General features: G+C 67.1%; 17 protein-coding genes. All 17 read left to right on the forward strand.

The features are described 5' to 3' along the window. Positions 1-3 precede the first annotated feature (3 nt). Complete coding sequence (gene fliF / locus FHY18_RS01400) at positions 4-1,728, forward strand: flagellar basal-body MS-ring/collar protein FliF (protein WP_259150162.1); 1,725 nt, start codon at positions 4-6, stop codon at positions 1,726-1,728. A gap of 10 nt (positions 1,729-1,738) precedes the next feature. Further along, positions 1,739-2,728, forward strand: a complete 990-nt coding sequence (gene fliG / locus FHY18_RS01405; protein WP_046965535.1) for a flagellar motor switch protein FliG — start codon at positions 1,739-1,741, stop codon at positions 2,726-2,728. Beyond that, positions 2,725-3,345 carry a FliH/SctL family protein gene (locus tag FHY18_RS01410; RefSeq protein WP_259150164.1) on the forward strand — a complete coding sequence of 207 codons (621 nt, stop codon included), beginning with the start codon at positions 2,725-2,727 and terminating at the stop codon, positions 3,343-3,345. Before fliG ends, FHY18_RS01410 begins: the two co-directional genes overlap by 4 nt. After that, entirely contained in the window at positions 3,342-4,718 is a 1,377-nt protein-coding gene (gene fliI, locus FHY18_RS01415) for a flagellar protein export ATPase FliI (protein ID WP_005997126.1), read from the forward strand. The genes FHY18_RS01410 and fliI overlap by 4 nt, the downstream gene beginning before the upstream one ends. 3 nt (positions 4,719-4,721) lie before the next feature. After that, entirely contained in the window at positions 4,722-5,177 is a 456-nt protein-coding gene (gene fliJ, locus FHY18_RS01420) for a flagellar export protein FliJ (RefSeq protein ID WP_259150169.1), read from the forward strand. Next, positions 5,174-6,451 carry a flagellar hook-length control protein FliK gene (locus tag FHY18_RS01425; protein ID WP_259150171.1) on the forward strand — a complete coding sequence of 426 codons (1,278 nt, stop codon included), beginning with the start codon at positions 5,174-5,176 and terminating at the stop codon, positions 6,449-6,451. Before fliJ ends, FHY18_RS01425 begins: the two co-directional genes overlap by 4 nt. Before the next feature lie 165 nt (positions 6,452-6,616). After that, complete coding sequence (locus FHY18_RS01430; protein WP_259150174.1) at positions 6,617-7,159, forward strand: flagellar basal body-associated FliL family protein; 543 nt, start codon at positions 6,617-6,619, stop codon at positions 7,157-7,159. 9 nt (positions 7,160-7,168) lie between these two features. Then, complete coding sequence (gene fliM, locus FHY18_RS01435; RefSeq protein ID WP_046965540.1) at positions 7,169-8,182, forward strand: flagellar motor switch protein FliM; 1,014 nt, start codon at positions 7,169-7,171, stop codon at positions 8,180-8,182. Continuing rightward, entirely contained in the window at positions 8,179-8,517 is a 339-nt protein-coding gene (gene fliN, locus FHY18_RS01440; RefSeq protein WP_046965541.1) for a flagellar motor switch protein FliN, read from the forward strand. Before fliM ends, fliN begins: the two co-directional genes overlap by 4 nt. Continuing rightward, positions 8,514-8,921: a flagellar biosynthetic protein FliO gene (fliO, locus tag FHY18_RS01445; protein ID WP_259150191.1), complete on the forward strand. Its 408-nt coding sequence runs from the start codon at positions 8,514-8,516 to the stop codon at positions 8,919-8,921. The genes fliN and fliO overlap by 4 nt, the downstream gene beginning before the upstream one ends. 1 nt (position 8,922) lies before the next feature. Then, positions 8,923-9,777 carry a flagellar type III secretion system pore protein FliP gene (fliP, locus tag FHY18_RS01450; protein WP_259150195.1) on the forward strand — a complete coding sequence of 285 codons (855 nt, stop codon included), beginning with the start codon at positions 8,923-8,925 and terminating at the stop codon, positions 9,775-9,777. A gap of 966 nt (positions 9,778-10,743) precedes the next feature. Then, complete coding sequence (locus FHY18_RS01455; protein ID WP_005996207.1) at positions 10,744-11,013, forward strand: flagellar biosynthetic protein FliQ; 270 nt, start codon at positions 10,744-10,746, stop codon at positions 11,011-11,013. Between the two features lie 13 nt (positions 11,014-11,026). Beyond that, positions 11,027-11,818 carry a flagellar biosynthetic protein FliR gene (fliR, locus tag FHY18_RS01460; protein WP_259150203.1) on the forward strand — a complete coding sequence of 264 codons (792 nt, stop codon included), beginning with the start codon at positions 11,027-11,029 and terminating at the stop codon, positions 11,816-11,818. Between the two features lie 92 nt (positions 11,819-11,910). After that, positions 11,911-14,868 carry a diguanylate cyclase gene (locus FHY18_RS01465; protein WP_259150206.1) on the forward strand — a complete coding sequence of 986 codons (2,958 nt, stop codon included), beginning with the start codon at positions 11,911-11,913 and terminating at the stop codon, positions 14,866-14,868. A gap of 547 nt (positions 14,869-15,415) precedes the next feature. Continuing rightward, positions 15,416-18,337: a ligand-binding sensor domain-containing diguanylate cyclase gene (locus FHY18_RS01470; RefSeq protein WP_259150215.1), complete on the forward strand. Its 2,922-nt coding sequence runs from the start codon at positions 15,416-15,418 to the stop codon at positions 18,335-18,337. 97 nt (positions 18,338-18,434) lie between these two features. Beyond that, positions 18,435-20,522 (forward strand): EAL domain-containing protein, encoded by a 2,088-nt coding sequence (locus tag FHY18_RS01475; protein ID WP_259150220.1) that lies wholly within the window; start codon positions 18,435-18,437, stop codon positions 20,520-20,522. A 417-nt stretch (positions 20,523-20,939) separates the two neighbouring features. Beyond that, a complete protein-coding gene (gene flhB, locus FHY18_RS01480) occupies positions 20,940-22,070 on the forward strand; it encodes a flagellar biosynthesis protein FlhB (protein ID WP_259150221.1) in 1,131 nt (376 codons plus the stop codon). Positions 22,071-22,087: the final 17 nt, after the last annotated feature.

Genomic DNA, 22,087 nt, shown 5'->3' on the forward strand with positions numbered 1-22,087 from the left:
CACATGGCTCTCGCGATCAGCAAAGAAAACATGAACCAGAACGCCGAAAAGGCGGGCCAGTGGTTCGACCGTGTCCGCAGCCTGCAGATCACCCGCAAGCTGACCATGATGGCGATGATAGCCCTGGCGGTGGGTGCAGGCCTGGCGGTGTTCTTCTGGTCGCAGCAGCCCGGCTACCAGTCGCTGTACACCGGCCTGGATGACAAGGGCAATGCCGAGGCCGCCGACCTGCTGCGCACCGCGCAGATCCCGTACAAGATCGACCAGAACACCGGCGCCATCTCGGTTCCGCAGGACCGCCTGTACGATGCGCGCCTGAAGCTGGCCGGCTCCGGCCTGACCGGCAAGGAAACCGGCGGCGGGTTCGAGTTGATGGAAAAGGACCCGGGTTTCGGGGTCAGCCAGTTCGTGGAAAACGCCCGCTACCAGCACGCGCTGGAAACCGAACTCTCGCGCACCATCAGCACCCTGCGCCCGGTGCGCGAGGCACGCGTGCATCTGGCCATCCCCAAGCCCAGCGCGTTCACCCGTCAGCGCGAAGTGGCCAGCGCCTCGGTGGTGCTGGAGCTGCGCGGCGGCCAGGGCCTGGAGCGCAACCAGGTCGATGCCATCGTCAATCTGGTGGCGTCCAGCATTCCGGACATGACCCCCGAACGCGTCACCGTGGTCGACCAGAGCGGTCGCATGCTCTCCATCGCCGATCCCAACAGCGATGCCGCCCAGCATGCCGCCCAGTTCGAGCAGGTGCGTCGCCAGGAAAGCTCCTACAACCAGCGCATCCGCGAGCTGCTCGAGCCGATGACCGGCCCGGGCCGGGTCAACCCGGAAGTCAGCGTGGACATGGACTTCTCGGTGGTCGAAGAAGCCCGCGAACTCTACAACGGCGAGCCGGCCAAGCTGCGCAGCGAGCAGGTCAGCGACACCAGCACCAGCGCCACCGGCCCGCAGGGTCCTCCGGGCGCCACCAGCAACAGTCCCGGCCAGCCGCCGGCTGCGGCCGTCGCCGGCGCACCGGGCACCCCGGCCGCTGCCAACGGCCAGGCCGCGGCTCCTGCCGCGCCGACCGAGACTTCCAAGAGCGCCACCCGCAATTACGAATTGGACCGAACCTTGCAACACACCCGTCAGCCGGCCGGCCGCATCAAGCGGGTGTCGGTGGCGGTGCTGCTGGACAACGTCCCGCGCCCCGGTGCCAAGGGCAAGATGGTCGAGCAGCCGCTGACGGCCGCCGAGCTCACCCGCATCGAGGGCCTGGTCAAGCAGGCGGTGGGGTTCGACGCGGCACGTGGCGACACGGTGTCGGTGATGAACGCCCCGTTTGTGCGGGAAGCGGTTGCGGGCGAGGAAGGCCCCAAGTGGTGGGAAGACCCGCGCGTGCAGAACGGTCTGCGCCTGCTGGTCGGTGCGGTGGTGGTGCTGGCGCTGCTGTTCGGCGTGGTGCGCCCCACCCTGCGCCAGCTCACCGGCGTGACCGCGGTCAAGGAAAAGCAGCGCAATGGCGGCAACGATGGCACTCCGCAGAGCGCCGATGTGCGGATGGTCGACGACGAGGAGTCGCTGTTGCCCCACATGGGCGAGGACACCGCCAGCATCGGGCAGGAACGCAAGACCCCGATCGCCCTGCCGGATGCCTACGAAGAGCGCATGCGCGTCGCACGCGAAGCAGTCAAAGCCGATTCAAAACGTGTCGCACAAGTCGTAAAGGGATGGGTCGCCAGTGAAGCCTGATACACCACCGATGACCGGCGTACAACGCGCTGCCGTGCTGTTGCTGTCGCTTGGCGAAAGCGACGCCGCCGAAGTGCTCAAGCACATGGACCCCAAGGAGGTGCAGAAGATCGGCATCGCCATGGCCACCATGACCGGCATCTCGCGCGACCAGGTCGAGAAGGTCATGGACGAGTTCAACGGCGAACTGGCCGGCAAGACCTCGCTGGGCGTGGGCGCCGACGACTACATCCGCAACGTGCTGATCCAGGCGCTGGGTGCCGACAAGGCCGGCGGCTTGATCGACCGCATCCTGCTCGGCCGCAACACCACCGGCCTGGACACCCTGAAGTGGATGGACCCGCGTGCGGTGGCCGACCTGGTGCGCAACGAGCACCCGCAGATCATCGCCATCGTCATGGCGCATCTGGACAGCGACCAGGCGGCCGAGTCGCTGAAGAACCTGCCCGAGCGCACCCGCGCCGACGTGCTGCTGCGCATCGCCACCCTGGACGGCATCCCGCCCAACGCGCTGAGCGAGCTCAACGACATCATGGAGCGTCAATTTGCCGGCAACCAGAACCTGAAGTCGTCCAACGTGGGCGGCATCAAGGTGGCGGCCAACATCCTCAACTTCCTGGACACCGGCGCCGACCAGGGCGTGCTGGGCGAGATCAGCAAGATCGACGCCGACCTGGCCACCAAGATCCAGGACCTGATGTTCGTGTTCGACAACCTGGTGGACCTGGACGATCGTGGCCTGCAGACGCTGCTGCGCGAAGTCTCCGGCGAGCGCCTGGGCCTGGCGCTGCGCGGCGCCGACACCAAGGTGCGCGAGAAGATCACCCGCAACATGTCCCAGCGCGCTGCCGAGATCCTGATCGAAGACATGGAAGCGCGCGGCCCGGTGCGCCTGGCCGACGTGGAAGCGGCGCAGAAGGAAATCCTCACCATCGTCCGCCGCCTGGCTGACGAAGGCGCCATCAGCCTCGGCGGCGCCGGTGCGGAGGCCATGGTATGAACGACGTGGTCACCCGCTGGCTGGCCCCCGACCTGCACATGGCCCTGGCCGCGCCGGAACCGGAGTTCGACGAACCGGCCGCATACGAGCAGGTGCTGCGCCCGCCGACCCTGGAAGAGATCCAGGCCATCGAAGACGCCGCCCAGCAGGAAGGCTTTGCCCGCGGCCATGCCGAGGGCTTTGCCCAGGGCCAGTCCGAAGTGCGCCGGTTGACCGCGCAGATCGACGGCATCCTGGACAACTTCACCCGTCCGCTGGCGCGGCTGGAAAACGAGGTGGTCGGCGCGCTTGGCGAATTGGCTGTGCGCATCGCCGGCCAGTTGGTCGGGCGTGCCTACCAGGTCGAACCGCAGCTGCTGGCCGACCTGGTCGGCGAGGCCGTGGATGCAGTCGGTGGCGCCGGCCGCGAAGTCGAAGTGCGACTGCACCCGGACGATATCACCGCGCTGCTGCCGCATCTGGCGCCCAGCAGCACCACCCGCGTGGCCCCGGATCTGAGCCTGAGCCGCGGCGACCTGCGCGTGCACGCCGAGAGCGTGCGCGTGGACGGCACCTTGGACGCGCGCCTGCGGGCCGCCCTGGAGACGGTCATGCGTAAATCCGGAGCGGGCCTGTGAGCGCCCTGTTCGGTGCCACCCCGGCCGATTGGCTGGATGCACGCAACCTGCGCCTGGCCACCCGGCTGGGCACGCTTGGCCTGGAGCCCACCGCCGGACGCACCCTGATCCGCGAAGGCATCCTGCGCCGCGCGGTCGGCCTGACCCTGGAAGCGACCGGCTGCGAAGCGCCGATGGGCGCCACCTGCAAGGTCGAAGTCGACGGCGGCTGGGTGGATGCCGAAGTGGTCGGCTTTGCCGGCGAACGTACCTACCTGATGCCCAGCGCCGAATTGCATGGGCTGCTGCCCAACGCCCGCGTGGTGCCCTCGCGCCGCCGTGGCGGTGTGGAAGTGGGCGAAGGCCTGCTCGGCCGCGTCATCGACAGCGATGGCACCCCGCTGGACGGCAAGGGCCCGATCCGCGGCGAAGGCAGCGTCAGCATGGCCGGCATGTCGATCAATCCGCTGGCGCGCGAACCCATCACCACCTCGCTGGACGTGGGTGTGCGCGCCATCAACGCCATGCTGCCGATCGGCCGTGGTCAGCGCGTGGGCCTGTTCGCCGGCTCCGGTGTCGGTAAATCGACGCTGCTGGGCATGATGACCCGCTTCACCTCGGCCGATGTCATCGTGGTCGGGCTGATCGGCGAACGTGGCCGCGAAGTGCGCGACTTCGTCGAGACCACCCTGGGCGAGGAAGGCCTGCGCCGGGCCGTGGTGGTCGCCGCCCCGGCCGACCGCCCGCCGCTGGCGCGCCTGCATGGCGCCTACCGCGCCACTGCCATTGCCGAATGGTTCCGCGACCAGGGCCTGAACGTATTGTTGCTGATGGACTCGCTGACCCGCTTCGCCCAGGCGCAGCGCGAGATCGGCCTGTCGGTCGGCGAGCCGCCGACCACCCGCGGCTACCCGCCGTCGGTGTTCGCCAAATTGCCGGCGCTGGTGGAACGTGCCGGCAACGGCGCCAAGGGCCGCGGCTCGATCACCGCCTTCTACACCGTACTGACCGAAGGCGACGACCCGCAGGACCCGATCGCCGACGCCGCCCGCGCCATCCTGGACGGCCATATTCTGTTGTCGCGTCGGGTTGCCGACAGCGGCCTGTATCCGGCCATCGACCTGGAATCGTCGGTCAGCCGCGTGGTGCAGGATATCGCCGACGAGCCCTGGCGCCTGCGCATCCGCAAGCTCAAGCGCCTGCTCTCTGCCTACACCGCCAACCGCGACCTGATTGCCATCGGCGCCTACCAGCGCGGCAGCGACCCGGCCACCGACGAAGCATTGGCGCGCTGGCCGGAGATCGTCGAATTCCTTGGCCAGGACGTCCACAAGGCATCGCTGCTGAGCGACAGCCTGTCCGCGCTGCAGCAACTGGTGGAACCCGAGAATTAATCCATGATGCAGTCCAAGCGAATCGATCCCCTGCTGCGGCGGGCCCAGGAACAGGAAGACAAGGTCGCCCGCGACCTGGCCGAGCGCCAGCGCGTGCTGGAGACCCACCAGTCGCGCCTGGAAGAACTGCGCCGCTACGCCGAGGAATACGCCAACAGCCACATGGCCGGCACCAGCGCGGTGGCGCTGAGCAACCGCCGCGCCTTTCTGGACCGGCTCGACAGCGCCGTGCTGCAGCAGGCCCAGACCGTGGAAAGCAACATCGCCAAGGTCGAATCCGAGCGCACCCGCCTGCTGCTGGCCAGCCGCGAAAAGCAGGTGCTGGAGCAACTGGCCGCCAGCTACCGCGCCCAGGAAAACAAGGTGATCGAACGTCGCGACCAGCGCGAGATGGACGATCTGGGCGCACGCCGCTCGCGCCTGGCGCGGGCCGAAGATACTCACGGAGAATCCGTATGAACCCCCTGTCCGCGTTTGCCGCCGGCCTTGGCGCGCTTGCCAGCACCGGCAAGAAGTCCAGCTACAGCGACCCGTCGTCCGAGCAGGATCCGGCGCAGGACCAGTTCGCGCGCATGCTCAATCCGGCCAACACACCCAACCACGCCCCGCCGCAGGCGCCCGAGCGCGTGCCGGCCAAGCCGCCTGCCGCCAAATCCAGCCAATCCGACAAGAACCGCGCCGACGACGAACAGGGCGACGACGCACCCGGCGATGCGACCAAGCGCCCGCGCGCCCAGGACGGCGATGCCAAGTCTGCCCAGCCCGCCAAGGAATCCGCAGCCAAGGACAGCAGTGCCGCCACCGCGAGCGGCAAGAGCGCAACTGCCAGCAAGGACAGCAAGGACGCCCCCGCCGATGCGGCCACGACCACCGAGGCCGGCTGGCCGCCCGCCGGCCTGGGCGGTTTTGGCATGAGCCTGCTGGCCCAGGCAGTACCGGGCGGCGATGTGCTCGCCGCCGCTGCCGCAGCGCTCGCCGCCAGTGTGGCCAATGCGGCCGGCGCCACGCCGACCGCGACTGCACTGCCGACCGATACCACCGCGCCTACAGCCGCTGCTGCCGCAACCGCCACCGCCCTGCCCGCCCTGGGTGCGCTTGCGCCGGCTGCCGCCGCAGGCGCCAAGCCCACCTTGACCACTGCGGTCAGCGGCGATGCGCAAACCGCCGCGCTGATGAGCATGGCGGTCAAGGCACTGGACCCGGCCGACGACAGCGCAGCAGTAGACGCGCCGGATGCCCCGGCGTTCGTGCTGCCCACCGCCGCGCCCACGCTCACCCGCCTGCAGGACCCGGCGCCGATCTTCAGCGCCTCGCCCACGCCGACCCCGGAGATGGGCAGCGACACCTTCGACGACGCCATCGGCGCGCGCTTGAGCTGGCTGGCCGACCAGAAGATCGGCCACGCGCACATCAAGCTCACCCCGAACGAGATGGGCCCGGTCGAGGTGCGGCTGCATCTGGATGGCGACAAGGTCAACGCCAGCTTCACCGCCGCCAGTGCCGATACCCGTCAGGCGCTGGAACAGAGCCTGCCGCGGCTCCGCGAAATGCTCGGCCAGAACGGTTTCCAGCTCGGCCAGGCCGATGTGGGCAAGCAACAGCAGCAAGGCCAGAGCGGCAACGGCAACGGCAGCGGGCGCGATGGCACCGGCCTCACCCTGGACGACAGCCCGCCCGTCGGAATTCCGTCGGTAGTGTTACGCCAGCGTGGATTGCTGGACGCCTACGCCTGAGCCGCCGCGTCGGGACGGCCCGGCGCAACGCAAAAACGCAGCGCGCGCTGACCTTGCCGCCCGCTCTGAACCCTCGCAGCGCAAGGCTTGCGGGGGTTTTTGCACACGCGCCCACGCGGCGCCAGGAATCCGTCGCGGTTTTGGCACGCCAGTTGCATCCATTGGGTGAGCATTCCCCTGGAGCAGAACGTGGCAGCGGCCAAGAAACCTGAAAAGACCGAAGAGAAAGAAGAGAAGAAGAAAGGCGGCAAGAAGCCTCTTCTGCTGATCGCCATTGGCGTGGTCGTGCTGGCCGCGGCCGGCGGCGGTGCGTGGTTCTTCCTCGGCCACAAGGGCGATGAAAAAGGCGGCAAGCACGATGCCCCCAAGGTGGCCGAAGTGCCAAAGCCGGCACAGTACTTCCCGATGGACCCGGCGATTGTGGTCAACCTGGCCGATCCCGGCGACGGCCCGCAGTATCTTCAGGTCGAAGTGCAGCTGGTCACCCGCGACCCGGAAGAACTCAAACTCATCACCGAGAACGCCCCCGCCATCCGCGCGCACCTGCTGATGCTGCTGTCTCAGGTCAAGGCCACCGACGTGGCCGATCTGGCCGGCAAGCAGAAGCTGCAGAAATCCGCGCTGGCCGAAGCGCAGAAGGTCATGACCAGCGAAACCGGCAAGAAATGCATCGAAGAATTGCTGTTCACCAGTTTCGTCACCCAGTAAGGCTGCCCCATGAGCGTGAGTGATCTGCTTTCCCAGGACGAAATCGATGCCCTGCTGCATGGCGTGGATTCGGGTGCGGTCAACACCGAGCCGGAGCCGCTGCCCGGCGAAGCGCGGCAATACGATCTGTCCAGCCAGGACCGCATCATCCGTGGCCGCATGCCGACCCTGGAGATGGTCAACGAGCGCTTTGCGCGGCTGTGGCGCATCGGCCTGTTCAACCTGATCCGGCGCTCGGCCGACCTGTCGGTGCGCGGCATCGACCTGGTCAAGTTCAACGAGTACATGCACTCGCTGTACGTGCCGACCAACCTCAACCTGATCCGCTTCAAGCCGCTGCGCGGCACCGGCCTGATCGTGTTCGAACCCACCCTGGTGTTCACCGTGGTGGACAACTTCTTCGGTGGCGATGGCCGCTTCCATACCCGTATCGAAGGCCGCGAATTCACCGCCACCGAGATGCGCGTGATCCAGCTGATGCTCAAGCAGACCTTCGCCGACCTGAAGGAAGCCTGGGCGCCGGTGATGGAGGTGGACTTCGAGTACATCAACTCGGAGATCAACCCGCACTTCGCCAACATCGTCACCCCGCGCGAATACGTGGTGGTGTGCCGCTTCCATGTGGAGCTGGAAGGCGGCGGCGGCGAGATCCACATCACCCTGCCGTATTCGATGCTGGAGCCGATCCGCGAACTGCTCGATGCCGGCATCCAGAGCGACCGCAACGACCGCGACGACTCCTGGAACGTCATGCTGCGCGAGCAGCTCAACACCGCCGAGGTGACGCTGTCGAGCGTACTGGCCAGCAAACGCATGAGCCTGCGCCAGCTCACCGGCCTGAAGGTCGGCGACATCCTGCCGATCGATCTGCCCGCGCAGGTACCGCTGTGCGTGGAAGACATTCCCATGTTCACCGGCGAATTCGGCGTCTCCAACGGCAACAACGCCGTGAAGATCACCGCCGTCCGCCCGCCCGGCGTGCAAGCCCCGCGTGCCGTTCCATCCCAGGACCCCAGCAAATGATCAACTCCGACATCCTCGACGCCGCGCCCGCCACCTTCGACAACCTGCAGGCCGAGCACGACCAGAATGCCACCGACCTCAACCTGGACGTCATCCTGGACGTGCCGGTGACGCTGTCGCTGGAAGTGGGCCGCGCCCGCATCCCGATCCGCAACCTGCTGCAGCTCAACCAGGGCTCGGTGGTGGAACTGGAACGCGGCGCCGGCGAGCCGCTGGACGTCTACGTCAACGGCACCTTGATCGCGCATGGCGAAGTGGTGGTGATCAACGACCGCTTCGGCATCCGCCTGACCGACGTGGTCAGCCCCAGCGAACGGATCCGGAGGCTGCGGTGATCGGCCTGCTGGCTGCCGCCGCGCCGGTCGCGGCCAAGGCCACCCAGGTCGGCGCGCAGGCGCCGTCCTCGCCCAGCCTGTTTGGCGCGGTCTTTGCATTGCTGCTGGTGCTCGCGCTGATCGTCGGCCTGGGCTGGTTGCTCAAGCGCATGCCCGGCAGCGGTTTCCGCAACAGCGAGGGCCTGCGCGTGGTGACCAGCCTGGCGGTGGGTGCCAAGGAACGCGTGGTGGTGGTGGAGGTCAACGGCCAGCAATTGCTGCTGGGCGTCACCGCCGGCGGCATCAGCACCTTGCACACCTTGCCCGAACCGCTGCCGCCAGCGCCCGCTCCCACCCTGCCCAATTTCAAGCAACTCCCCAATTTCGCCCAGCTGCTCGCTCAGAAGCTGCGCAAGGACCCGTGACATGTTCAGTCGTTGGAATCGCTGGGGGCGCAGCCTGCGCCTGGTCTTGATCCTGCTGGTGATGAGCTGCCCGCTGCTGGCCGCCGCCACGCCGGCCGCGTTGCCGTCGATGGCGCAGGCCGCTGCCCCCGCTGCCGCTGCCACACCGGCGCCGGCGGTGCCGCCCGGCTCCAACCAGTTGCCGAACCTGCCCAACGTGAGCGTGGGCCGCATCGGCGACCAGCCGGTGAGCCTGCCGCTGCAGACCCTGCTGCTGATGACGGCGATCACCTTGCTGCCGTCGATGCTGCTGGTGCTGACCGCCTTTACCCGCATCACCATCGTGCTGGGCCTGCTGCGTCAGGCGCTGGGCACCGGCCAGACCCCGTCCAACCAGGTGCTGCTGGGCCTGGCGATGTTCCTGACCGCGCTGGTGATGATGCCGGTGTGGCAAAAGATGTGGGGTGCCGGCCTGCAGCCGTACCTCAACAACCAGATCGATTTCTCCACCGCCTGGACGCTGACCACCCAGCCGCTGCGCGCCTTCATGCTGGCGCAGATTCGCGAGACCGATCTGATGACCTTCGCGGGCATGGCCGGCGACGGCAAGTACGCAGGTCCGGACGCGGTGCCGTTCCCGGTGCTGGTGGCCTCGTTCGTGACCAGCGAGCTGAAGACCGCCTTCGAGATCGGGTTCCTGATCTTCATCCCGTTCGTGATCATCGATCTGGTGGTGGCCAGCGTGCTGATGTCGATGGGCATGATGATGCTGTCGCCGATGCTGATCTCCGCGCCGTTCAAGATCCTGCTGTTCATCCTGGTGGATGGATGGGTGCTGGTGGTGGGCACGCTGGCAGCGAGCTTCAACGCGTCGTAGGTATGGATGGCGCGCTGCGCGCGCGATCGATGTGGCTGGCACTGTCATTGGATCCAGCTGAGCCACATCCAATTTGAGTGGTGTTTACGCCTGGTTGAGTTCGGCAGATAGCGTCAGCAGGCCTGAGCGCGGTGGTTCCGGCTCTCCCTACCGGTCCCATAGCTGCAGTGTCCAGCTGTCTCTTATCGCTTTCAGCTTTCCGATCTCCGCTCTTGCTGTTGCCTCCGCTTTCAGCTTTTTGCTCGTGCGGGCCCCCATACCGCAGCGGCAAGCCGGGTAGATACAACCCGAAGGGCATCGCGCATGGATGCGCGATGTTTTTGTAAGGGACATGGATGTCCCTTACAAAAATTTCTACCCGGATTGCGGACCTGGAGCGCGCAGCGCGGAAGGCGCGAGGACGGGGGCGTGTTTCTTTGGTTACTTTCTTTGCACAAGCAAAGAAAGTGACTCGCCCCCCGAAGGGGGACGAAAGCTTTGCACTTGCACTTGCACCTGTGTTGCCTCGTCGCATTGATTTCGCTTATCAATGCCACGCAGTGAAATCAAGGCTTTCACGCCCTGTCGGGCGCGAGTCACTTTTCTTTGCTTGTGCAAAGAAAAGTAACCAAAAGAAAGCACACCCCGTCCTCGCGCCCTCCGCGCCTCCGGCGCTGCGGGTGCGCAAGTCCGGCAGAAATTTTTGTAAGGGACATCCCTGTCCCTTACAAAAACGTCGCGCATCCATGCGCGCCGCCCTGCGGGTTGTATCTGCCGGCCTTGCCGCTGCGGTATGGGGCCCCTGAAAGCCAACAGCAAAGCGCAGTTCAAGCAGCAGCAGAATCCAGCACCTCAATCAACGGCACCAATACCGCAACGGCTGACAGCAGTCTCCGTAACCGCGAAACTGCCAGCCAAACAACGAATCCCAAATCCCGAATCTCCAATCCCCGCCCCTTTGGCACCCGACTTGCATCAGCACGCCCCATGAGCCCTGAAATCGCCCTGACTGAACTACGTGGTGGCCTGGTCACCGTCCTGTGGATTGCCGGACCGATGCTGCTGGCGGTGTTGATCGTCGGTGTGGTCATCGGCGTGGTGCAGGCCGCCACCCAGTTGAATGAACCCACCATCGGCTTCGTGGCCAAGGCGGTCGCGTTGACCGCGACCCTGTTCGCCACCGGCAGCATGCTGCTGGGGCATCTGGTGGAGTTCACCATTGCGCTGTTCCAGCGCATTCCGCATCTGATCGGTTAGCGGGCCGCACCGGATGGATTCCGCTACCCAGATGGTGATCGACGGCCAGCGCGCGTTTGCGATGGTCGGGGCGATCATGTGGACCATGCTGCGCACCGGTGCCTTGCTCACGGCCATGCCGTTGATCGGCACGCGCGCAGTGCCCGGGCGGGTGCGGGTGATGCTGGCCGGGACCTTGTCGATGGTGCTGGCGCCGATCCTGCCGCCGGTGCCGGAGTGGGACGGATTCACCGCGCAGGCAGTGCTGAGCATCGCGCGCGAGTTGGCCGTCGGCGCCAGCATGGGCTTCATGTTGAAGCTGATCTTCGAGGCCGGCGCACTGGCCGGCGAGTTGGTGTCGCAGTCCACCGGCCTGTCGTTTGCGCAGATGTCCGACCCGATGCGCGGGGTGACCTCCGGTGTGATCGCGCAGTGGTTCTACATCGGGTTCGGCTTGCTGTTCTTTGCGGCCAACGGGCATCTTGCGGTGATCTCGCTGCTGGTGGACAGCTACAAGGCGCTGCCGATCGGCACGGCCATTCCCGACGCCGGCGCGTTTGCGGAGGTGGCGCCGACCCTGTTCCTGCAGATCCTGCGCGGCGGGCTGACCCTGGCCTTGCCGATGATGGTGGCGATGCTGGCGGTCAATCTGGCCTTCGGCGCGTTGGCCAAGGCGGCGCCGGCGTTGAACCCGATGCAACTTGGGTTGCCGCTGACGGTCTTATTGGGGCTGTTCCTGTTGTCCAGCTTCGCAAGCGAGTTCGCGCCACCGGTGCAGCGCATGTTCGACACCGCCTTCGACTCCGCCAGAGAACTGACGGGCTGACCGTACGGCCGCTCAAGTTTTGCGACCGGTCGCCGTCAACGCTGGGGACGATTGACCCATTCGATCGCATTGCCTTCTTCTCGCGGAAACCGATGCCCAACGTGTCTGCGCTGTTCGTTCCACCTGGTTCGCGCGGCAAGGCGCTGCGCCTGGCAGCGCTGTGCCTGCTCGGGTGGCTGATCGCGGGCAGCGGATGGGCGCAAACCTATAGCTTTCACGATTACGCCCAGGCCGATGGCCTGCAGGGCATGACCGTCAACAGCCTGCTCGAGGACCGACAGGGCGTGGTCTGGGTCGGTACCGAACTGGCATTGCATCGTTTCGAACGCGAACAACTCATTCCCGTCGGCCGCGAAAGCGGGCTGGACGCACGCTATATCCGCGCGTTGACGCTGGATGGGCGCGGGCGCCTGTGGGTGGCCAGCGCCAACGGCGTGTTCGTGCGCAACGGCATCACCTTCAGACCGGTATTGCACAATGGCACCGCGATCCGCGCCGACAGCGGCAATGTGATCGCCCCGTACGCGGGCGGCGTGGTGGTGGTCAGCGAAAATCAGCTATTGCACCTGCTGCCGGCCAAGCCGGGCGGCTGGAGCGTCCGGGTGCTGCCGTTGCGGCTGGACGACGGCACCACCCTGCCCGCCGGTAAAGCCTTGCTGGCCGACGGCACAGCGCTGTGGGCCAGTTGCGGACAACGCGTCTGCCGCATCGATGCCGACGGACGCATCACCCAGTTGGGCGATGCCGACGGCGTGCCGGAACGGCAATGGCGCGCGGTGTTCCGCGACCATCGCGGCAACCTGTGGCTGCGCGGCGGCGGCTTGGTGATGTCGCGCGCGCCGGGCGAGCGGGTGTTCCGCGACCACGCACCCCCGGCCGGTACCCGGTTCGACACCCTGTCCGGCGCAACCACCTTGTCGGAGGATGCGCAGGGCCGCCTGATTACCCGCTCCGACCGCGGAATGGTGCGCTGGGAAGGCGATCACTGGCGCTATTTCGGGCACGATCAGGGGTTGTCGATCAGCCCGATGGTCGGCCCGTTGATGATGCAGAGCACCGGCCAGCTATGGATCGGCACGCGCGGCCTGGGTGTGCAGCGCTGGCTGGGCTACGGCACCATCGAGCACTGGGACGAAAGCCAGGGTCTGGCCGAATCGCCGACCTGGGCCATCCAGCGGCTGCCCAGTGGGGAGCTGCTGGTAGGCGGCGATGCCGGCTCCAATGTGCTGGATCCGCGGACCGGGCGCATGCAGCCGTGGACACTGGCCAATGGTGAGCCGTTGTTGCAATCGATCTCCATCGCGCTGTCGCCGGCAGATGGCGCGGCCTGGGTGGCGCGCTCGTCCGGCGCCCTGGCACGTCGCGACCCGCGAACGGGCAAGACCATCGACGTGCTGCAGCTTGGCCTGCCCACCAACAAGCTGCTGTTCGATTCGCGCGGGGTGCTGTGGGTCACCACGCCGCGCGGCCTGTACTCCGTCCCGCCCGAACTGCCGCTGCAGGCAAGGCGCGAGGAAGCGGTACCGGCGGCGTTCGTCGGCGATATCGAGCTGGATGCTCGGGGTCGACTGTGGGCCAGCACGCGCGAAGGGCTGTATCGCCAGGAAAAAAACGGCCGCTGGCTGCAGGTGCAGGTGCACGGCAACCTTCCCAGCCACGATTACTTCCTGCTGGACTTTTCCGACGACGGTCAGCTTTGGCTGTCCTTGCGCGACACCGGGCTGTGGCACGGCGCCGTGCAGGACGATGCGCAGGTCACGCTGACCGCAGTGAGCGACACGCTGGTGTCGCGCGTGATGCCGTTCATCCTGCGTCACGACAGCAAGGGACGCCTGTGGCTGGGCAGCAGCCAGGGCCTGGACCTGCTGGACCGTGGACGCTGGTCGCGCGCCACGCGCAGCGAGGGCCTGCTGTGGGACGACGTGTCTGCCAATGCGCTGTTCGAGGACAACGATGGCAGCGTCTGGCTCGGCAGCAGCCGCGGGCTGACCCATCTGATCGATCCGTCGCGTGCGTTCACCTCGCCGCCGCTCCGGGTGGAGGTGCTGCGCGTGCAGCGTGGCGGGCAGACCCTTGCTGCCGGTGCGCAGGTACCGTGGTCGCAGGTTCCGCTGGATGTGGATCTGAGTACGCCCGGTGCCGAAGGCGGCCCGGACCGCATCAGCTTCCGCTACCGCGTGGAAGGCCACCAGGCCAGCTGGACCAGCACCTCGCTCAGCCACATCACCTATCCGCTGCTGCCGCCTGGCCGCTATGCCCTGGAGGTGCAGGCCGTGGACGCGGGCCAGCGCAGTGCAAGCCCGATCACGCGCTTTGCCTTCGTGCTCAGTCCGCCCTGGTGGCGCGGCATTCCCGCCTTGATCGCGTACGTGTTGCTGGCGATCGCAGCGGTGATCGTGCTGTTGCGCTGGCGCACGGCCAAACTGCTGCGACGCAAGCGCGAACTGGAGCAGCTGGTTGCCGAGCGCACTGCCGAGCTGGAACAGGACAAGCGCGACCTGGAATCGGCACGTGCCGAACTGGCACTCAAGGCCACCCACGACGAACTGACCGGCCTGCTCAACCGCTCCGGCATTCTCGCCACGCTGCGCGAGATGCTGTTGCGGGCCGATGCAACGGCGCGGCCATTGGCGGTGGTGTTGATCGACCTGGATCACTTCAAGTTGGTCAACGATCAGCACGGGCATCTGGCCGGCGATGCGGTGCTGGCCGGGGTCGGTCGTCGGATGGATACGCTGGTGCGTGGCGACGACCGGATCGGCCGCTACGGCGGCGAAGAATTGCTGGCGCTGCTGCCGGGGCTGACGCACGAAGCCACGCATCGGCTCGATGCGCTGCACAGCGGCATCTGCGGCGATTACGCCATCGACGGTGGCTGGTTGCACGTCACCTGCTCGATCGGCGTGGCCTGGTTCATTCCCGGCGAAACCCTGGAGCAATTGCTGGCGCGCGCCGATGCCGCGCTGTACAGCGCCAAACGCAGCGGCCGCAATCGCATCTATTACGATGCCTCCCACCTCGCTGCGGCATCCGGCACTGTCGGCAACTGATCGCTGCGAGGCCGCTGCGGTCGCGTCATCGCGATTGGAGGCATCACGCCGGGCTGCGGCAGCGCCCGCATCCATGCAGCGCTGAACGTTGTCAGGGCATGCGACGGCCACGGGCGCGCGGTCGGGTGAGATGCCGAGTGGATCGAACATGAAGCTTGAGCGCAGTCTCGTTCGATCCAACGCGTGCCTGCGTGTGGGTCGTGTTCGCTCGATCACTGCCGGCCTCGATTGCCGCGTCCTGCACCTGCCACGCACATCTGGCGCGATCATCCAATGCATCGACAACGCGCAGGCGCATCGATGAGATGCACACATTTGCATCGATGGCGCACAGTCGCCTTGATGGGATGCACACATTGGCGTCGTACAGCGCTCGCGCCTGCCTGGCCGCTGTGCACTGGCAACGGCGTTGTCCTAAAGTAAATCGCGTGAACAGCCGCTAGTCGATATATCGCGGCCGCTATGGGGGGCTGCCAATGGCAAGCGTGAGTCACCCGCGCGAGGGGCGCGGACCGCACGCACCGATGCGTGGGAGATTGCAACGCCCGTGGGGTTTTTGCACCGCCAATGGAGGTCGTCAGGCCGAGCGGCATCGCTTGCTGCGATGCTGCTGTTGGCGTTGCTGTCGTTTGCCGAGCTGGCCAGCGCGCAGAGCGCCAGCATCCGCCGCTATGCCCATGACCAGGGTCTGCTCGGCCTTGCCGGCACCTGCCTGTTGCAGACCCGCAGCACCTTGATGTGGGTCTGCACCGAGAGCGGTCTGTATCGCTACAACGGCCGCATCTTTCAACAGGTGATGCTGGACGGCCTGCGCAACGAACCGATTACGGCAATCAGCGAACAGCCCGATGGGCGCCTGTGGGTTGCCGGCTTCCAGGCGCTGTTCATCGGCGACGAGCATGGCTTTCGTAAGCTCGCGCGCGATGAAGCCCAGCACCTGCAGGAAGGCCTGCTGCTTGCCAGCCTTTCCTGGGGCACGGTGATCGCCAATGGCGGCGAACTGGAAATACTGCGCGCGCGCAGCAATGGCCGTTGGCATAGCGAATCACTGCTGGACACCGCCACGCGGGTGCGGGTGCCCGAGCTGTCGAAGGTGTTGAGCCTGTCGGTGGAAGGCGACACGCTGTGGGTCGGCTGCGGACGCAAGCTGTGCGCCATCGATGCACAGCGCAAGGTAACGGTTTACGGGCCCGACGAGGGCGTGCCGGTCGATCGCTGGTACAGCGTGTTGCGCGACAACGACGGTGGTCTGTGGGTGCGCGGTGCCGGCACCCTGCTCTACCGCGCGCCACATGCGGGCACATTCGCTGGGCGGACGTTGCCGCTGCTGGACAGCAGCACGGTCGGGCAACCGGCGCCACTGGTGATGGACCGCGAAGGGCGCGTGCTGGTACGCCGCAACGACGGCCTGGCACGCTGGGAAAACGGTGCCTGGCGCAGCTTTGGCACCGACAACGGACTGCCGCCCGGCAGCAGCGATGCGATCGTGGTGGACCGCGATGGCGATGTCTGGATGACCGTGGACGGCGAAGGCCTGGTGCGCTGGGCCGGCTACGAATGGATCGAAAACTGGGATGCTTCGCAAGGCATGCCGGCCGCGCCCACCTGGTCCATCGCACGCGATGCACAGAACGCATTGTTGGTCGGCAACGAGCACGGCGTGGGACGACAGGCCCAAGCGGGCGGGCGGTTCGTACCGGCCTTGCCGCAATCGGGCATCCAGATCGTCGGCATGGCGCGCAGCACCGACGGCAGCCTGTGGACGCTCAATTCTGCCGGCCTGCTGCGCCGCAACTGGCCGGACGGCCGCAGCGCCGAGATCGCCAAACTTCCGCGCACCGGTCGGCGCCTGCACATCGACCGTCAGGGCCGCCTGTGGATTCTCACGGTCGGCGGCTTGTTCGTGATCGAGCGCCCGCTGGACGGCGGCAGCCTGCAGCCGGCCGCCGGCATGCCGACGATCGCCTACACCGATGTCCAGCAGACCGCCGACGGCACGCTGTGGGTGTCCAGTGCCAACGGGCTATTCCGGCTGCAGGACAGGCATTGGTCCAAGGTGCAGGTGAAGGTCAACGGCGGCGACGCCGACCCGTGGATCAGCAAGTTCCACATCAGCGACAGCGGCGAAGTGTGGCTGGCGTTCTATCGCCCCGGCCTGTGGCACGGCATGTTGCTCGCCGATGGCCTGGACCTGCAGGCGATCAGCGACGAAGCGCTGCGCGATGTCGGCGTGTACCTGATGCGCGGCGACAGCCTCGGGCGGGTCTGGGTGGGCCACGCACGCGGCGTGGAGGTCTATAACGGCGAGCGCTGGGCGCATCTGTCGCAGTCGCAGGGCCTGCTCTGGGACGACGTGTCCGAGGCCGCATTCGCCGAAGATCCGGACGGCTCGGTGTGGATCGGCACCGCGCGCGGCGTCAGCCACCTGAAGGACCCGGCGCGCCTGTTCGACGAGCGCCAGCCCAGCGTGCGCATCGACAGCGTCAGCCGCGGCGGCGCGCCGATCCGCGCCGGGCAGCTGCTGGGCTGGAGCGACACGCCGCTCCATATCGAGCTGTCGACGATGGAGGTCTACGACGACCCGAGCCGGCTGACCGTGCGTTATCGCGTGCTGGGTCTGCACAACGAATGGATCGAGAGCGACGACCTGTCGATCGACCAGCCGCCGTTGCCGTCCGGGCATTTCCGCCTGCAGGTGCAACTGGTGGACCGCTATCGGCGCACCACCTCGCCGGTGGTGGATCTGGCCTTTGCAGTCGCGCCCCTGTGGTGGCGCAGCCCGCCGGCGATCGCGTTGTACATCTTGATCGGCGGCGGCTTGCTGATCGGTCTGTGGACCTGGCGGCACCGCCATCTGGTCGCGCGCGAACGCATGCTGGCCGAGCTGGTGGCCGAACGCACCTATCAGCTGGAACACGAAAAACGCGACCTGGAGAGCGCCCGCGCGGCGCTGGCACTGAAGGCCAGCCACGATGCGCTCACCGGCCTGCTCAACCGCTCCGGCATTCTCGATGCCATGACCGAAGAGCTGCAGGCCTGCGCGCATGCCGAGCACCCGTTGGCGGTGGTGCTGATCGACCTGGATCATTTCAAGCAGGTCAACGACGAGCACGGCCATCTGGTCGGCGACGCGGTACTGGCCAAGGTCGGCGCCCGGCTCACCGCGTGCCTGCGCGATTCGGACAAGGTGGGCCGCTACGGTGGCGAAGAACTGCTGTTGCTCTTGCCTGGCATGAACCGCCAGAGCCAGCACCGCCTGCGCGCCATCCACGCAGCGATCAGCCTGCCGCCCTACGAGGTCGGTGCCGCGCGAGCGCTGCAGGTGACCTGCTCGGTCGGCGTGGCGTGGTTTCGCATCGGCGACACCGCTGCCTCGTTGCTGGCGCGTGCGGACGAGGCCTTGTATCGGGCCAAGGGCAACGGCCGCAACCGCATCGAACCGGAAGAACCCGAAAGTTCGGTGGCCTGATCGATCCACAGCGTTGCGCGCTTGCGGGCTCAAGAACGCGCACGCCGGGTCGCTAGCTCCTTGAGCAAGCGCGTCTGTCGACGTCGGAACTGGATGGGTGGTCGCAACCTATAACCTTGGCATGGTGCTGTTGTCGCTGGTGGTGGCCGTGCTGGCCTCCTACACCGCGCTGCATCTGGCCGCCCGCATGACCGTCAGCCGTGGCGGCATCGCCGCCGCATGGCTGGTGGGCGGCGCCATCGCGATGGGGATCGGCATCTGGTCGATGCACTTTGTCGGCATGCTGGCGTTCCAGCTCCCCATTCCGCTGGGCTACGACGTGGCGCTGACCGCCTACTCGATGCTGGCGGCCATCCTGGCCTCGGCGCTGGCGCTGTGGCTGACCTCGCAACCGCAACTGCCCTGGCCGCGGCTGGGCCTGGGCGCGGTGCTGATGGGGCTGGGCATCGCGCTGATGCACTACATAGGCATGGGCGCGCTGCGCATGTCGCCTGCCATCACCTATGACCCGATGCTGTTTGTCCTGTCGGTGGCGATCGCCATCGGTGCGTCCGCCGCCGCGCTGTGGATCGCATTCCGGCTGCGTCACGATGGCCGCCGCTACAGCCTGCGCCTGATCGCCGCCTTGATCATGGGCGTGGCGATCGTCGGCATGCATTACACCGGCATGGCCGCCGCGCAATTCGCAGCGGGCAGCATCTGCGGCGCGGCCGCCGGGGCGCACCTGCCATTGTCGTGGCTGGCCGCGGTGGTGGTGGCGGTCACGCTGGGCCTGCTGATCCTGGCGCTGGTGATCTCGGTGCTGTCGCGCCGCTATCAGCAGCGCACCGACGTGCTGGCGCAATCGCTGGCGCAAGCCAATGCCGATCTGGCGCTGGCCGCCCTGCACGACCCGCTCACCCGCCTGCCCAACCGGGTGCTGCTGCACGAGCACGTCTTGCAGAACATCGAGCGCGCGCAACGCGATGGGCAACGTTTTGCGGTGATGCTGATCGACCTGGACGGCTTCAAGGTGATCAACGACGGCTATGGCCACCGGGTCGGCGATCAATTGCTGGTGGTGGTGGCCGAGCGCCTGAGCGCGCACCGGCGCGCGCACGGCAGCCTGGCGCGGCTGGGCGCGGACGAATTCGTGCTGGTGGCCGATATCGCCGACCCGGAAGACGCCGCGGCCATTGCCGGGCATCTGCTGCAGGCGCTGGCGCTGCCGTTTCTGGTCGGCGACCAGGAGCTGCGCCTGAGCAGCAGCATCGGCATTGCGCTGTATCCCGAAGACGCCGGCAGCGAGCACCAGCTGATGACCCACGCCGACGCGGCGATGGGCCACGCCAAGCAGGCCGGGCGCAACCGCTACCGCTTCTTCGAGCGCGCCATGACCGACACCACCCGCGAGCGCCTGCAGCTGCTGCAAGACATACCGCGCGCGCTGGAATCGGGCCAGTTCGTGCTGCACTACCAGCCCAAGTACTGCGCCGACGACGGCCGCCCGATCGGCGCCGAGGCGCTGATCCGCTGGCAGCATCCGCAGCGCGGCCTGGTGCCGCCGGACAGCTTCATTCCGCTGGCCGAACGCAGCGGCATGATCGGCCCGCTCGGCAGCTGGGTGCTGCAGCAGGCGTGCCGGCAGATGCGCGCGTGGCGCGATGCCGGCCACGGCGACTGGCGGGTGGCGGTGAACCTGTCGGCCACCCAGCTGGCCTCGCCCAGCCTGCTCGACGAAGTGGCCACCACGCTGAGCCACTACGCCATCGCGCCTGGCCAGCTCACGCTGGAAATCACCGAAACCATGGCCATGCGCGATGCCGACGCCTGCCTGCGCACGCTCGGCCAGCTCAATGCGCTGGGTGTGCGCATCGCCATCGACGATTTCGGCACCGGTTATTCCAACCTGCTCTATCTGCGCAAACTGCCCGCGCACGAGCTCAAGATCGATCGCAGCTTCGTGCAGGCCATGGACAGCGGCGCCGAAGACATCGCCATTGTCGCGGCGGTCGTGGCGCTGGCCCACACCATGCGCCTGCAGGTGGTGGCCGAGGGCGTGGAGACCGCTGCCCAGCGCAACACCCTGGAACGGCTGGGCTGCGACCAGTTGCAGGGCTACCTGCTGGGGCGGCCGATGGAGGCCGACCGGTTCATCGCCGTGGTCGTCGCCCAGCGCGACGGCCTGCGTCGCCAGGCCAGCTGAGCGAAGCCCCGGCGGCTGGCCGAAAGCGCGGCATGCGCACCCTGCGAGTTGCCATAGGTGCAACCCGATGCCGGCGACCCGAGCCGCCGCCCATCCAGCCCGATGCAGGCCAGTCGTCAGACATCGGCAACTGTCCCGCCCTGCCCCCACCCTCCCCAACTCGCCCCACACCCAGCCACCCGCTCTTGCGAATCCCCAATCCCGATTCCCCAATCCCGTTTTTGACGTGCCACGACCGTTTGCCGAGACGTTGCCGCTCCTCAGACATCGGCGACCGACCCGCCCTGCTCCCACCCGCCCCAACTCGCCCGGCGCCCCGCCACCCGCTCTTGCGAATCCCCAATCCCGATTCCCCAATCCCGTTTTTTAAGGAACACAACTTGCATCAGCCCAGGCTGATCCCCCACCGGCACCTCCATGTCCGAGTCCGAAGACGGCGGCGAACGCACAGAGCTTCCCACCGAAAAACGCCTGCGCGAGGCACGTGAGCAGGGCAACATCCCGCAATCGCGGGAGTTGTCCACCGCGGCGGTGTTCGGCGCCGGCGTGTTCGGGCTGATGGCCCTGGCCGGCGGCATCGGCGATGGCGCGGCGGTGTGGATGAAGACCGCGCTCAGCCCCGACCCGAGGATGCGCGAGAACCCGATGGCGCTGTTCGGCCACTTCGGCGACCTGCTGATGCAGCTGCTGTGGGTGATGCTGCCGTTGATCGGCGTCTGCCTGCTGGCCGGACTGGCCGGCCCGCTGCTGATGAGCGGCCTGCATTTTTCCAGCAAGGCCATCATGCCCGACCTCACCAAGCTCAACCCGATGAACGGGATCAAGCGCATGTGGGGCAGCAACAGCCTGGCCGAGCTGGTCAAGTCGATCCTGCGCCTGCTGTTCGTCGGCCTGGCGGCCTGGCTGTGCATCTCCAAGAACCTGCACGGCCTGCGCTCGCTGGTGAACCAGCCGCTGGAACAGGCGGTCGGCAACGGCCTGCAGTTCACCAAGAGCCTGCTGTTCTACACCGCAGGCGCCTTGGTGCTGCTGGCCGCCATCGACGCGCCGTACCAGAAGTGGAACTGGATGCGGAAGCTCAAGATGACCCGCGAAGAGATCAAGCGCGAGATGAAGGAGAGCGAGGGCAGCCCGGAGGTGAAGGGCCGTATCCGCCAGATGCAGATGCAGATGTCGCAGCGCCAGATGATGGAGGCGGTGCCCAAGGCCGACGTGGTGCTGATGAATCCGACCCACTACGCGGTGGCGCTCAAGTACGAAGGCGGCAAGATGCGCGCCCCGATCGTGGTGGCCAAGGGCGTGGACGAAATGGCCTTCCGCATCCGCGAAGCCTGCGAACAACACCGGGTGGCGATCGTCACCGCACCGCCTTTGGCACGCGCCTTGTATAGAGAAGCTCAAATCGGCAAGGAAATTCCCGTGAGACTCTATTCGGTCGTGGCCCAGGTGCTCTCCTACGTCTACCAGTTGCGTGGCTGGAACGGCGGCCCGATGCCGGAATTGCCGTCGCTGGACGTGGATGAGTTCGGCAAGGGAGCCAGCGCATGAGCGCCCAACCCGCCCCG

The sequence above is a fragment of the Xanthomonas sp. 3793 genome (assembly GCF_024806835.1).
GTDB classification, from domain to species: domain Bacteria; phylum Pseudomonadota; class Gammaproteobacteria; order Xanthomonadales; family Xanthomonadaceae; genus Xanthomonas; species Xanthomonas arboricola_F.